The following is a 13,382-nucleotide window of genomic DNA, read 5'->3' as shown; positions in this document are numbered from 1 at the left end:
GGCGCATCGTTCGCCCTGAGCTTGTCGAAGGGCGTGTCCGAAACACGTGCTTCGACAGGCTCAGTACGAACGGTCGTCAGGTGCGCCCCTTCAACAAGTCCCGATACTGCCGAGGCTGCGAGCGCAGATACTGGTTCGGTGCCGTCACCGTCGCGCCAAGCGCCGCCGCTGCGTGCCACGGCCAGCGCGGATCGTAGAGGATGCCGCGGGCAAGTGCGATCAGGTCGGCGTCGCCGGTGGCGACGATCGCCTCGGCCTGTTCGGGTTCGGTGATGAGGCCGACCGCGACCACCGGCATCGCCACCGCCTGTTTCACCGCGCGGGCGAGCGGCACCTGATAGTTCGGTCCGACCGGGATCGCCTGACGCGGGTCGAGCCCGCCGCTCGAGACGTGGATCGCCGCGCAGCCACGCGCCTCCAGCGCCTGTGCGAAGGCGATGGTCTGCTCGGCGTCCCAGCCGCCCGCCACCCAGTCGCTGCCCGAGACGCGCATCGTCACCGGCTTGTGCGCGGGGAAAGCATCGCGCACCGCGTCGAACACTTCGAGCGGGAAGCGCAGGCGGTTTTCGAGGCTGCCGCCGTAATCGTCGTCGCGCTGGTTGGAGAGCGGCGAGAGGAACTGGTGGAGCAGGTAGCCGTGCGCGCCGTGGAGTTGGATCGCGTCGATGCCGATCCGGGCCGCGCGCTTCGCCGCCGCCGCGAACGCGTCGCGCAGCCGTTTGAGGTCGCCGTGGTCGAGCGAGATCGGCGGATTGTCGCCCGGTGCGAAGGGCAGCGGGGAGGGGGCGTAGGTCTGCCAGCCATTCTCCGTGCCGGGCGGAATCTGCTTGCCGCCGAGCCAGGGCAGGTCGGTCGAGGCCTTGCGGCCCGCGTGCGAGAGTTGCAGCGCGATCGGCATGTCCGAATGGCGGCGCACGCTTTCGAGCGTGCGGGCCATCGCCGCCTCGGTCGCTTCGCCCCACAGGCCGACGTCTCCGTAGGAGATGCGCCCTTCGGGCACCACCGCGGTGGCCTCGATCGTCAGCAGCGCCGCACCCGACAGCGCGAGCTGGCCGAGATGGATGACGTGCCAGTCGTTCATGCAGCCGCCCACCGCCGAATATTGGCACATCGGCGCGATGACGATGCGGTTGGCGAGCGTGAGGCCGCCGAGCGTGAAGGGTTCGAAGAGTTTGGGGCCGCTCATCAGAGCCTCGTTCGCAGGAGGGACGTTACCGTTCGGAAATGGTCGTTACCGGCGGGGCGTTCAATAATATCTCGGTATGGGGCCGCGCTGCGGCGTCTGATCGGGCAGGTCGATCTCGATCTCGTCGACATAGCACCAGCCCCAGCCCTCGGGCGGGTCATAGCCCTCGATGATCGGATGGTGGGTGGCGTGATAATGCGCGGTGGCGTGGCGGTTGGGCGACTGGTCGCAGCAGCCGACATGCCCGCATGCGCGGCACAGCCGCAGATGCACCCACCAGTCACCGGTCTTGAGACATTCCTCGCACCCCTTGGCGCTGGGCGTCACCTGGTTGATCGTGGCGCTATGCTGGCAACTCGTCATGCTGGCCTCCTGAATGGCGCTTTGGCTTTGCGTGCGCGGATGATGCAGGGCAGTACCCAAACCGCTCAAGCGCAGAAAGGGTGGCGATGCCGAATTTCCCAGAAGATGTCTTCACCGAACCGACCGACGTCGATCCCGACACGCTCGCCAATCTCGGTCCGCTGCGGCGGCTCGCGGGCGGGTGGCAGGCGCGCAAGGGCGTGGATGTGAACCCCAAGGCCGATGGCCCCGAACGGCGCGTGTTCATCGAGACGATCCAGTTCGACCCGATCGACCCGCAGGCGAACGGTCCGCAACTGCTCTACGGGCTGCGCTATCACATCCACATCACCACCGAGGAAGAGGATATCACCTTCCACGATCAGGTCGGCTACTGGCTGTGGGAGCCGAAGACCGGCGTGGTGATGCAGACGCTCGCGATTCCCCGCGGGCAGGTCGCGCTCGCAGCGGGGCAGGCCAAGTCCGAAGATGACCGGATCGTCGTCAGGGCCGAACGCGGGCAGAGCGAATATGGCATCTGCTCGACCGCGTTCCTCGAATATGCGTTCCGCACCGACAGCTACCAGATCGAGGTGGTGTTCAACCCTGACGGGACGTGGAGCTACACGACCGACACCGTGCTCAAGGTCCACGGCCAGGACGCGCCATTCGCGCACCGCGACCAGAACACGCTCACGCGGATCAGCGATCCCAAGCCCAATCCGTGGAAGGCGATCCTCGACGCGAAGGCGGCCAAGGCGTGAGCGACCGTATTCTGATCCTCTACGGATCGTACCGCGCCGATCGGCAGGGTATCAAGCTCGCGCGCTTTCTGGTCGAGGGGTTCGAGGCGCGCGGGGCGGATGTCGAGTTGATCGACGCCAAGGCGATCGACCTGCCGATGCTCGACCGGATGTACAAGGAATATCGGCCCGGCACCGCCCCGGCCAAGCTGGAGGCGCTGGCGGGCAAGATCCGCGCGGCGGATGCGTTCGTGTTCGTGACCGGCGAGTATAATTGGGGTATCCAGCCGGGCCTCAAGAACCTGACCGATCATTTCCTGGAGGAATGGTATTGGCGCCCCGCCGCGATCGCCAGCTATTCGGCGGGACGTTTCTCTGGCGTGCGAGCGGGCACTGCATGGCACGGCATCCTCGCCGAAATGGGCATGGTGGTGATCTCCAGCACGCTCGCGGTCGGCGGCATCGGCGGCGCTTTCGATGCCGAGGGCGTGCCGCAGGGCGAGGGGGGCGCCGCCGCCGCGCGCGCCTTCCCGCGCTTCGCCGACGATCTGGCGTGGTGGACCGAGGCGGCGCGCGCACAGCGGGCGCGGCGCGACCCGCCATATTGATGCGGCGCGCATCACCCCCGACATACGCCGCCCAACCCGGAGCCTGAGCATGTACGCCTTTGACATAGACGCCGCCTCCAAGACCGACCTGTACCGCGATCTCGCCGCCGCGCTCGACGCGCTGACCGCCGACGAGGTCGATCCGATCGCCAACATGGCGAACATGGCGGCGCTGCTGTGGGAATATCTGCCCGATCTCAACTGGGCAGGCTTCTATCGGCTGGTGGGCGGCGAACTCGTGCTCGGGCCGTTTCAGGGCAAGGTCGCGTGCATCCGCATCCCGATCGGCAAGGGCGTGTGCGGCACGGCGGCGGCGACGCTGGAGACGCAGTTGGTCGAGGATGTCCACGCCTTTCCTGGCCATATCGCGTGCGACGCGGCGAGCCGATCGGAACTGGTCGTGCCGATCGTGTATCAGGGCAGCCTGCTCGGCGTGCTCGATCTCGACAGCCCGCTGCCCGCGCGCTTCGACGCGGGCGATGCCGCCGGCTGTGCGGCTTTGGTACGGTTGATCGCGCCACGTCTGGTCGGCTGATCCATTTCGGCACGGTGCAGGCGACCCGATCGCTGGTGAAAGCGGCACCCATTTGGTAGCCCGACCGTTCATCAGTCGAAACGGTGCGCGGGGTGCGGCGCCCGAACGGGAGTGTTTTGACCATGCGATATCAGACCATCGCCGCCTTGGCCCTGATCGGCGCGGCGCTTGAGGCGCCCGCGAGCGCGCAGCATGGCGGCGGCGCCCCGCACGGCGGCTATCCGGGCGGGATGGGCGGCCATCCCGCGCCGTCCGCGCCCTCCGCCCCCGCGACGCCGCAGCAGCCGCATTGGAATGGTGGCGGTCAGCAAGGCTGGAATGGCGGCGGGCGACCCGGCTGGAACGGCAACGGCGGCCAGCCACATTGGAACGGCGGGGGCCAGCAGGGCTGGAACGGAGGGCGGCCCGGCTGGAATGGCAATGGTGGCCAACATTGGAATGGCGGGCGCCCCGGCGGCTGGAACGGTCGCCCCGGCGGCGGGCGTTGGGGGGCGCGGGTCAACGGCCGCTGGTCGGGCGGGTGGAACGCACCGGGCGGGTGGAATGCCTATCGTCACCCATCGCGCGGCTGGCGCCTGCCGCGCTATTGGTTCGCGCCGAGCTTCTACATCAGCGACTATGGCCTCTACGGGCTCGCCCCGCCGCCGTACGGCTATACGTGGAGCCGCTATTATGACGATGCGGTGCTTATCGACGGTTCGGGCCGCGTGCGCGATTACGTCAGCGGTCTCGACTGGGACCAGTATGACGACGGCTATGATGCGGGCTATGACGACGGCTATCCGGGCGATGGCGGCTATGGGGCGTCCTACCCCGCGCCGCCGCCCGGGCCGCCCTACGACGCGCCCGCCTATATGGCGCCGGGCGGCAGCGGGGTGACGACCTATACCACCGGCGGCGGCTATGCGGCGAACGGCTATTATTATCCGCCCGCCACGACGACCACCGTCACCATCCAGCAGGCGCCTTCGGTGACGACCACCACCACCGAATATGTCGAGACCGTCAAGACGCGCTACGTCGCGCGCAAGGCGTGGCGGCCCAAGCGCAAGTGGCGCCCCAAACCGCGCGTCGATTGCCTCTGCGGGAGCTGATCGCGCGCGCCGCCGCCCGGCGTTTCCGCCCGGCGGCGGTTTGGCGTAATGTGGCGCGATGCAGTTCCGCGCCGAAGCCATCGTCCTCGCCGTTCGCCAGCATGGCGAGCATGGCGCGATCGTGCGTGCGCTGACCGCCGAGCATGGTCTCCAGCCCGGCTATGTGCGCGGCGGGCGCTCGCGGCGGCTGCGCCCGATCCTGCAACCCGCCAACAGCGTGCTCGGCGCGTGGCGTGCGCGCACGCCCGACCAGCTCGCGCAGCTTTCGGTCGAGCTGATCGAGAGCCGCGCGGCCTCGCACGCCGAGCCGCTGCCCGCCGCCGCGCTCGAATGGGTGACCGCACTCACGGCGAGCGCGCTGCCCGAGGCGCAGCCCTATCCGCGCCTCCATGCCGCGCTGAGCGGCGTGATCGGCGCGATCGCGGCGGCGCCGGCCGCGCGCGGCTGGGCGCTGGCGCTGGCGCGCTACGAATTGCTGCTGTTGGCCGAACTCGGGTTCGGGCTCGATCTCGGCGTGTGCGTGGTGACCGGCGCGCGCGGCGATCTCGCCTTCGTCAGCCCCAAAAGCGGCGCCGCGGTGAGCCGTGGCGCCGCGTTCGGCTATGAGGACAAGCTCTTCCCGCTGCCGCCCGCGCTGCTCACCGGCGGCGAGGCCGATTGGCCCGATATCCTCGCCGCGTTGCGCATCACCGGGCATTTCCTCGCGCGCGATATCCTCGCCGGGCAGGTGGCCGGCCCCGCCGATGCGCGCGCACGGCTGGTCGAGCGGCTCAAAAGGGCGGTTGCGTAGGCCGCGCTGCGGCGGCAAAGGCGGCAGCGCTGCGGTGATGACGCAGCGATGACTGGCGCGATGCGAACGGGGGCGATGTGACGACGATTGCGATTTTGGCCGGCGACGGCATCGGCCCCGAAGTGACCGCACAGGCCCGCCGCGTGCTCGAAGCGCTCGATCTCGATCTGATGTTCGAGGAAGCGCCGGTCGGCGGCGCCGCCTATTTCGCGGCCGGCCATCCGCTGCCGCCCGAGACGCTCGACGTGGCGAAGCGCGCCGACGCGATCCTGTTCGGCGCGGTCGGCGATCCGCGCTGCGACGCGCTCGAACGCAGGTTCCGGCCCGAACAGGCGATCCTGGGGCTGCGCGCCGCGCTCGGCCTGTTCGCCAATTTGCGTCCGGCGACATTGTTTCCTGGGCTGGAAGACGCCTCGGCGCTCCGGCCCGAGGTCGCGCGGGGGATCGACATGGTGATCCTGCGCGAACTCAACGGCGATGTGTATTTCGGCGAGAAGGGTTATCGCACCGCCGCCAACGGCACCCGCGAAGGCTATGACGTGATGTCGTACAACGAGGCCGAGGTGCGCCGCATCGCGGTGGTCGGCTTCGAAATGGCGAAGCGGCGCAAGAACAAGCTCTGTTCGGTCGACAAGGCCAACGTGCTCGAGACCTCGCAGCTATGGCGCGACGTGGTGGTCGAATTGTCCGCCGATTATCCCGAAGTCGCGCTGACGCATATGTATGTCGATAACGCCGCCATGCAGCTCGTGCGGAACCCCGGCCAGTTCGACGTGATCGTCACCGGCAATTTGTTCGGCGACATCCTCTCCGATCAGGCGAGCATGTGCGCGGGGTCGATCGGCATGCTCCCCTCCGCCTCGCTGAGCGCGTGGAGCGGCGCCAACGGCCTGTACGAGCCGATCCACGGCTCCGCGCCCGACATCGCCGGGCAGGGCAAGGCCAATCCGTGCGCCGCGATCCTGTCGGCGGCGATGCTCCTGCGCCATTCGCTGAACCACGAGGCGGCGGCGGCGCGGGTCGAGGCGGCGGTGTCGGCGGCGCTGGTCGGTGGCGCGCGCACGCCCGACCTCGGCGGCACGATGACGACGAGCGCGATGGGAGACGCGGTGCTCGCCGCACTGGCGTGAGCCGACCACTCGACGTCGCGATCGTCATCCCGACCTTCAACGAGGTCGGCAACGTCGCCGTGCTCGTCGCGCGGCTCGACGCGGCGCTCGCTGGGCGCGGTTGGGAAGCGATCTTCGTCGATGACGACAGCCCGGATGGCACCGCCGATGCGGCGCGCGCGATCGCCCGGCGGGACAGCCGCGTCCGCGTGATCCAGCGGATCGGCCGGCGCGGGCTTTCCTCGGCGTGTATCGAGGGGATGTGCGCGACGGCGGCGCCGCTGGTGGCGGTGATCGACGGCGATCTCCAGCATGACGAGACGATCCTGCCGGCGATGGCGGATGCGCTCGACGCCGACCCGAGCCTCGACGTGGCGATCGCCTCGCGCTTCGTGGATGGCGGCGGCACCGGCGACTGGGATCGCGACCGTGTCGCGAAATCCGCTTTCGCGACAAAGCTTTCGCGACGGGTGCTCAAGGCCGATCTCACTGATCCAATGAGCGGCTTCTTCATGATCCGCACGCAGATCGTGCGTGATCTCGCGCCCCATCTCGCCGCGATCGGCTTCAAGATCCTGCTCGACATCATGACCGGCGCGCCACGCCCGCTCAAATTCGTCGAGCTGCCCTATACGTTCCGGATGCGCAGCGCGGGCGAGAGCAAGCTCGACCATGTCGTCGCGCTCGAATTCCTGATCGCGCTCTATGATCGCATGTTCGGGCGGATCGTGCCGGTGCGCTTCGCGATGTTCTCGGCGATCGGCGCGCTTGGGGTGGGCGTGCATATGGGGGTGCTCACCCCCATCCTGCTGATCTGGGGCGATGGCGCGTTCCTGCTCGGGCAAGTGATTGCCGCGGTGGCGGCGATGACGGTTAACTTTTTCCTCAACAATGCGCTCACGTATCGCGATCGCCGGCTCAAGGGCTGGCGGCAGTTGCTCGACGGCTGGGTGTCGTTCTGCGTGGTGTGCGGGGTTGGGCTCGTCGCCAATGTCGGCGTCGCCGGCTTCCTGCACGAAGCGCGCGACGGCACCTGGGCGACCGCGGCGCTGGTCGGCGTGTTGATCGGCGCGGTGTGGAATTATGCGCTATCCTCGCGGTTCACGTGGGGACGCTATTAATGGATCGGAGACACGATGCAGCCTGAAATCCTGATCGGCGCGCCGATGCCGCCCGCCGTGATCGCTGCGCTGGAGGCGGTGTTCACCGTCCACAAGCTTTGGGAGATCGCCGACAAGGACGGCTTCTTCGCCGATGCCGGCATGCGCGTGCGCGGCATGGCCGCGAGCACGCTGGCCGGCCGCATCGACGGCGCGAAGATGGACCGGCTGCCGGCGCTCGAGATCATCGCGAGCTTCGGGGTCGGCTATGACAATGTCGATGCGGCGGCGGCGGCCGAGCGCGGCATTATCGTCACCAACACGCCCGGCGTGCTCGACGATGAGGTCGCCGACCTCACGATCGGGTTGCTGCTCGCGACGCTGCGCCAGCTTCCCCAGGCGGATCGCTTCGTACGCGAAGGCAAATGGCCGCAGGGTGCGTTCCCGCTCTCGGCGACCTTGCGCGGGCGGCGGATCGGCATTCTCGGACTCGGTGCGATCGGCACCGCGATCGCGCATCGGCTGGAGGCGTTCGGGGTCGAGATCGCGTATCATACGCGATCGCCGAAGGCCGGTGTAAGGTACACATATCATGACACTCTGGTCGGTCTGGCGGCGGCGTGTGACGTGCTGATCGCGATCGTGCCGGGCACCGCGAGCACGCATCATGTCGTCGATGCCGAGGTGCTGGCGGCGCTCGGGCCGGAGGGGGTGTTCATCAACGTCGCGCGCGGCAGCGTCGTCGATCAGCCGGCGCTGATCGCCGCACTGGAAGCGGGCACGATCCTCGCCGCCGGGTTGGACGTGTATGCGGACGAGCCGAACGTGCCGGAGGCGTTGATCGCTTTGCCCAACGTCGTGCTGCTCCCGCACCTCGGCTCCGCTTCGGTGCATACGCGCGCGGCGATGGGGCAACTCGTCGTGGACAATCTGAAGGCATGGTTCGCGGACCACAAGCCGCTCACGCCGGTCGCCGAGACGCGGCATCTGGTGCGGTAACACCCATCTCCGTCCGTCCTGAGCTTGTCGAAGGACGTGCCAGAAGCGGTGCGTTTGGGATACGTGCTTCGACTTCGCTCAGCACGAACGGAGGTGGGACTTCAGGGCCAGGTCGGAAACCACATCCAGCGGTGGAAACTCTGCGGCCCGGCAAGCGGCGCTGCGGAGAGGATCGGGTAGAAGAATGCGAACAGCCCGAGCGCGACCAACACCGCGCTTTCGTCCCACCGCGCGAACCGGCCGCTGCACACGCGCTGCAACGCTGCGGCGATCGCGATCGGCAGGAACACGCTTGGCAGATAGTAATAATAGAAGAAGCCGAGCGATTTCGGGATGATGATCCACGGCAGATAGGCGCCGGCCCACAAGGCTGCCGCGCCAAGCAATCGCAGCGAGCGCTCGCGCCACCCTAGATATCCACACGCCGCGACCGCCACGAGCCCGCCCCATAGCACCGCCGGATTGCCGATCATCAGCACGCCGCGCGTCGCACCGTCGACATATTCGTAGAGATACCAGATCGGCCGGATCATCAGCGGCCAGCTCCACCACTGCGACTGATACGGGTGGCTGGGCAGCACCTGCGTCTGCTGCGCGTACATATTGCCCTGGAACCACAGCAGCCGGTCGAGGCTGAGCGGCATGTCGTGATAATAGAACGCCGGGGTGAAGGTGGCGAAATAGATCGCGACCGAGACGATGCCGAGCGTCATCAACGCGGGGATCGCCGCGAGGCCCGGCCAATAAAGATGCCCGCCGGCGTTGAGCGCCCACCAGACCGAGCGGTCGGCGCGGCGCGCCTCGGACAGCCGGATCGTCAGGAAAGCCGCGCCGGCATAAGCGACGAACGGCACCGCGGTCCATTTCGCGCCAACCGCGAGCCCGAGCAGCACGCTTCCCGCCACCCAACGCGGCCAGGCGCTCGCCGCCGTGTGCGCGCGCATCGACCACAGCAGCATCGCGGTCGCCAGCACGACGAACATCGCCATGAAGCCGTCGAGCATCGCGATCCGCGCCTCGACGAAGATCGTGAAATTGAGCAGCGCGAACGCCGCGCCGAGCGCCGCGGTGCGGGTACGCCCAAACATCAGCCAAAGGATCCAGAACACGCCCAGCACGGTCGCGGTGCCCGCCACCGTCGAAAACGCCCGCCATCCGAAGGGATTGTCGCCGAACAGCGCGATGCCGGCGGCGATGATCTCCTTGCCGACGAGCGGATGCTCGGTGTTGGCGGGCGCGGCGAGCGTCAGCAGTTTGCGCGCGGCGGGGACGTAATGCACCTCGTCGAACATCACCGTGTGCGGGATCGTCAGACGGTAGCTGAACAGCGCCTGCGCGAGCACGCCGATTAGCGCGGCGACTCGTCCCGAATGCCCCCAGCCTTGGTCCCCCGCGGAGGCGGGGGGCCAGGGCCGCGAACGCGGCACTGCTTGGCTCTGGACCCCCGCCTTCGCGGGGGAACGGGATTCATCGGTCGCTGGCATCCGGGCGGCTATTCCCGCTTCGACCCCCGGTTTCAAGCGAGCCATTGACGCGGAGGGACCGCGAGCGGCAAAGCGTGCGGCATGAAACGCCGCACCGGACAAGACCAGAGCATCACCCGCCAATGGCGCCCCGCAACGCAGGCCGTGCGTGGCGGCACCGCGCGCAGCGAATTCGGCGAAACCTCCGAGGCGATCTTCCTCACCTCGGGCTACAGCTATGATTGCGCGGGCGACGCTGCCGCGCGCTTTGCCGGCGAGCAGGTCGGCATGACCTATTCGCGGCTCCAGAACCCGACCGTCGAGATGCTTGAAAGCCGCATCGCGCTGCTCGAAGGCGCCGAGGCGTGCCGGACGATGACAACCGGCATGGCGGCGATGACCGCAGTGCTGCTGTGCCAGTTGCAGCAGGGCGATCATCTCGTCGGTGGCCGCGCCGCGTTCGGGTCGTGCCGCTGGCTGACCGACACGCTGCTCCCGAAGTTCGGCATCGAGACCACCGTCGTCGATGCGCGCGACCCGCAGCAGTGGATCGACGCGGCACGCCCCAACACCAAGGTGTTCTTCTTCGAGACGCCCGCCAACCCGACGATGGACGTGGTCGATCTCAAGGCGGTGTGCGCCATCGCGCGTGAACGCGGCATCACCACGGTGGTCGATAATGCCTTCGCGACGCCCGCGCTCCAGCGGCCGATGGAATGGGGCGCCGACGTCACCGCTTATTCCGCGACCAAGATGATGGACGGGCAGGGGCGCGTGCTCGCCGGGGCGGTGTGCGGGACGAGCCAGTTCATCAACGACGTGCTGCTGCCGTTCACGCGCAACACCGGGCCGACGCTCAGCGCGTTCAACGCCTGGGTGGTGCTCAAGGGGCTGGAAACGCTCGACCTGCGCATCCGCCGCCAGAGCGAGAACAGCCTCAAGGTCGGCGCGTTCCTCGAAACGCGGGTGCCGCGCATCCTCCACCCCGGCCTCGCCAGCCACCCGCAGCATAATCTCGCGATGGCGCAGATGGACGCGTGCGGGCCGATCTTCGCGTTCGAGGTCGATGGCGGGCGTCAGCAGGCGCACGGGCTGCTCGACGCGCTTACGCTCGTCGATATCTCGAACAACATCGGCGATTCGCGGTCGCTGATGACGCATCCAGCCTCGACCACGCATTATGGCGTCGCCGAGGACAAGCGGATCGAGATGGGCGTGACCGAGAACCTGCTCCGCCTCAACGTCGGCCTCGAAGATCCGCAGGACGTGATCGAGGATCTCGACCAGGCGCTCAGCAAGGTCGGGTTATGACCGGCGATGCGATGAAATCGCTGTTCCCCTACGTCGCCGAGACTCGCGGCGTGGTGGTGCGCGTCTCGGTCAGCTATTTGGCCGAACAATCCGAGCCGGCGCGCGGGCGCTGGTTCTGGGCTTATCACATCCGCATCGAGAATGAGGGCGACCAGACAGTCCAGTTGCTGACCCGCCACTGGGTCATCACCGACGCGCGCGGCGCCCGCCATTCGGTCGAAGGCGAGGGCGTGATCGGCGAACAGCCGATGATCGCGCCGGGCGCGAGCTTCGACTACGTCTCCGGCTGCCCGCTCGCGACGCCGAGCGGCGGGATGCAGGGGACGTATCACATGGTCGGCGCCGACGGCGAAGCGTTCGATGTCGCGATCCCCAAGTTCGCGCTGCTCGCGCCGGCGGTGGGGGCGTGATGGCCGAGCCGGGAAAGATAAACTCCGTTCGTGCTGAGCTTGTCGAAGCACGTGTCCAGAACACGCCCTTCGACAAGCTCAGGGCGAGCGGTGATTTTGCTTTTCGTCCGCCTCTAAAATGAAACGCACCCATCTCCCCCTCAACGGCCTGCGCGTGCTCGATGCCGCCGCGCGGCACCTGTCGTTCACCCGCGCCGCCGACGAGCTGGCGGTGACGCCCGCCGCAGTCGGCCAGCAGATCCGCGCGCTCGAGGACACGCTCGGCGTGGTGCTGTTTCGTCGCACCACGCGCGGGCTTGAGCTTACCCCCGAGGGCGAAGCTGGCCTTGAGGCGCTGCGCACCGGCTTCCTGCAATTCGAAGAGGCGGTGCGGGCGATGCAGGCCGGGCAGACATCCAAGTCGCTGACCATCGCCGCGCCGCGCGACTTCACCGAGAAATGGCTGATGCCGCGCCTCGCCGAGATCGCGCGCGCCGATGGCGAACTGCGCTTCGCGATCGTGTCGGCCGACGAGACGATCGACTTCACCGAAGCCAATCTCGATCTCGCGATCCGCTGGGGCGATGGTCCGGGCGAGCATGAAGGCGAGGCGCTCGAATCCGAGGGCATGGTCACGGTCGAGCGGCCGGGTGGCGGGGTCGACACGCGGATTTCGTGGCCGGGCTGCCTCAACGACGATGCGGTTTCGCTGGTCCGCGTCGGCGACGCCGGCCTCGCGATCGATGCGGCGGCCGAGGGGCTGGGCCGCGCGACCGTGCCCGAACTGCTCGCCGCCGCCGACATCGCGGCCGGGCGCTTGGTGGTAACGGGCGGCCCCAAGCCCTATGCCAAGGGCTATTGGCTGATCGCCCCCTTGCCGCAGTGGCGGCAGAAGAAGGTTCGCGCTTTGGTCGAGGCGCTGACCGCATGAGCGACGTTTTCACGAGCGCGCGGCTCGTGATGCGCCCGCAACGCGTGGACGACGCCGAGGCGCTGCATCTGGCCTATCGCGACGTGGAGTTGATGCGCTTCTGGTCGAGCGGGCCGCACGCGAGCGTCGCCGAGACGCGCGCGTATCTTGCCGCGCGCGGCGGCCCGTCGCCGTGGCGCGGCTGGGTGATGACGCTGGCGGGCGACGACACCGCGATCGGCACGCTCGCCGCCGGCGAGAAGCGGCCGGGCGTGGTCGAGATCGGCTATCTGCTCGCGCGCGCGCACTGGGGGCAGGGCTATGCGCGCGAGGGCGTCTCGCGCTTGCTCGATCTGTTGTTCCGCGAAGAGGGCGCGCGGCGCGTGTTCGCCGATACCGATCCGGAGAATGACGCGTCGAACCGGCTGCTGCGGTCGCTCGGCTTTACTTTGGAGGGCGTACTGCGCGGCGAATGGGAGACGCACATCGGCGTGCGCGACACCAACCTCTGGGGCCTGCTCTTGCCCGAATGGCTGGACCGATGACGCCGCCCGACCTCACCGATCCGGAACAGCGCGCGGCCTATGCCCGCGAGTTGCGGGCGATCGCTCGGCCGGTGCGGCTGATGGGCGTCGCGCTCGCGGTCGCGGGCGCGTTGCTCGCCGCGCTCCAGCGCACGCGCTACCCGGCGATCCCGACGATCCTGCCGCTGGTGCTGATCGCGCTCGGCGCGCTGCACATGCTCGCGGCCGTGGCGGTACGGCTGAAATACCACCAGCGGCGCATGAACGGCGACCTATAGA

Annotated in this window: 16 protein-coding genes; 13 read left to right on the top strand and 3 right to left on the bottom strand. The window is 68.4% G+C overall.

All coding sequences use genetic code 11. The features are described from left to right. Window positions 1–76 precede the first annotated feature (76 nt). Both BLS81_RS11775 and BLS81_RS11770 read right to left on the bottom strand, forming a co-directional pair. Window positions 77–1,186, bottom strand: coding sequence for an NADH:flavin oxidoreductase/NADH oxidase (locus BLS81_RS11775; protein WP_093224075.1), 1,110 nt, complete (start codon window positions 1,184–1,186; stop codon window positions 77–79). A 60-nt stretch (window positions 1,187–1,246) separates the two neighbouring features. Then, window positions 1,247–1,549, bottom strand: a complete 303-nt coding sequence (locus tag BLS81_RS11770) for a UBP-type zinc finger domain-containing protein (RefSeq protein ID WP_093224073.1) — start codon at window positions 1,547–1,549, stop codon at window positions 1,247–1,249. Window positions 1,550–1,635: 86 nt separating this feature from the next. On the opposite strand from BLS81_RS11770, the gene BLS81_RS11765 reads away from it, so the two are divergent. From BLS81_RS11765 to BLS81_RS11730, 8 genes are all read left to right on the top strand, one after another. Next, entirely contained in the window at window positions 1,636–2,292 is a 657-nt protein-coding gene (locus tag BLS81_RS11765; RefSeq protein WP_093224275.1) for an FABP family protein, read from the top strand. Beyond that, entirely contained in the window at window positions 2,289–2,879 is a 591-nt protein-coding gene (locus BLS81_RS11760; protein ID WP_093224071.1) for an NADPH-dependent FMN reductase, read from the top strand. Before BLS81_RS11765 ends, BLS81_RS11760 begins: the two co-directional genes overlap by 4 nt. Before the next feature lie 49 nt (window positions 2,880–2,928). Next, window positions 2,929–3,414 carry a GAF domain-containing protein gene (locus BLS81_RS11755; RefSeq protein WP_093224069.1) on the top strand — a complete coding sequence of 162 codons (486 nt, stop codon included), beginning with the start codon at window positions 2,929–2,931 and terminating at the stop codon, window positions 3,412–3,414. A gap of 122 nt (window positions 3,415–3,536) precedes the next feature. Further along, window positions 3,537–4,508 carry an RcnB family protein gene (locus BLS81_RS20960; protein WP_256326206.1) on the top strand — a complete coding sequence of 324 codons (972 nt, stop codon included), beginning with the start codon at window positions 3,537–3,539 and terminating at the stop codon, window positions 4,506–4,508. A 58-nt stretch (window positions 4,509–4,566) separates the two neighbouring features. Beyond that, entirely contained in the window at window positions 4,567–5,298 is a 732-nt protein-coding gene (gene recO / locus BLS81_RS11745) for a DNA repair protein RecO (protein ID WP_093224067.1), read from the top strand. Between the two features lie 77 nt (window positions 5,299–5,375). Further along, the gene (leuB, locus tag BLS81_RS11740; protein WP_093224065.1) at window positions 5,376–6,428 is read left to right on the top strand and encodes a 3-isopropylmalate dehydrogenase; all 1,053 of its coding nucleotides are present in this window, start codon (window positions 5,376–5,378) and stop codon (window positions 6,426–6,428) included. Further along, entirely contained in the window at window positions 6,425–7,528 is a 1,104-nt protein-coding gene (locus BLS81_RS11735) for a glycosyltransferase family 2 protein (RefSeq protein WP_093224063.1), read from the top strand. Before leuB ends, BLS81_RS11735 begins: the two co-directional genes overlap by 4 nt. A 15-nt stretch (window positions 7,529–7,543) precedes the next feature. Next, window positions 7,544–8,506 (top strand): 2-hydroxyacid dehydrogenase, encoded by a 963-nt coding sequence (locus BLS81_RS11730; RefSeq protein ID WP_093224061.1) that lies wholly within the window; start codon window positions 7,544–7,546, stop codon window positions 8,504–8,506. Window positions 8,507–8,607: 101 nt separating this feature from the next. Here the strand turns inward: BLS81_RS11730 and BLS81_RS11725 are convergent, their stop codons facing one another. Next, the gene (locus tag BLS81_RS11725; RefSeq protein ID WP_256326205.1) at window positions 8,608–9,849 is read right to left on the bottom strand and encodes a phospholipid carrier-dependent glycosyltransferase; all 1,242 of its coding nucleotides are present in this window, start codon (window positions 9,847–9,849) and stop codon (window positions 8,608–8,610) included. 222 nt (window positions 9,850–10,071) lie between these two features. Here BLS81_RS11725 and BLS81_RS11720 point away from each other — a divergent pair, with 222 nt between their 5' ends. The 5 genes from BLS81_RS11720 (at window position 10,072) to BLS81_RS11700 (ending at window position 13,381) form a co-directional block, all read left to right on the top strand. Beyond that, a complete protein-coding gene (locus BLS81_RS11720; protein WP_093224057.1) occupies window positions 10,072–11,280 on the top strand; it encodes a trans-sulfuration enzyme family protein in 1,209 nt (402 codons plus the stop codon). A gap of 11 nt (window positions 11,281–11,291) precedes the next feature. Beyond that, entirely contained in the window at window positions 11,292–11,690 is a 399-nt protein-coding gene (apaG, locus tag BLS81_RS11715) for a Co2+/Mg2+ efflux protein ApaG (protein ID WP_093224272.1), read from the top strand. A 118-nt stretch (window positions 11,691–11,808) separates the two neighbouring features. After that, window positions 11,809–12,600 (top strand): LysR family transcriptional regulator, encoded by a 792-nt coding sequence (locus BLS81_RS11710; protein WP_093224055.1) that lies wholly within the window; start codon window positions 11,809–11,811, stop codon window positions 12,598–12,600. Continuing rightward, on the top strand, window positions 12,597–13,124 hold the full coding sequence (locus tag BLS81_RS11705) for a GNAT family N-acetyltransferase (RefSeq protein ID WP_093224053.1): 528 nt from the start codon (window positions 12,597–12,599) through the stop codon (window positions 13,122–13,124). Before BLS81_RS11710 ends, BLS81_RS11705 begins: the two co-directional genes overlap by 4 nt. Further along, entirely contained in the window at window positions 13,121–13,381 is a 261-nt protein-coding gene (locus tag BLS81_RS11700; RefSeq protein ID WP_093224051.1) for a hypothetical protein, read from the top strand. The genes BLS81_RS11705 and BLS81_RS11700 overlap by 4 nt, the downstream gene beginning before the upstream one ends. Window position 13,382 lies beyond the last annotated feature (1 nt).

This window comes from Sphingomonas sp. NFR15 (assembly GCF_900103265.1).
GTDB classification, from domain to species: domain Bacteria; phylum Pseudomonadota; class Alphaproteobacteria; order Sphingomonadales; family Sphingomonadaceae; genus Sphingomonas; species Sphingomonas pollutisoli.
Note: the sequence above shows the minus strand (reverse complement) of the source record. Positions and strands in the feature narration are given on the sequence as shown.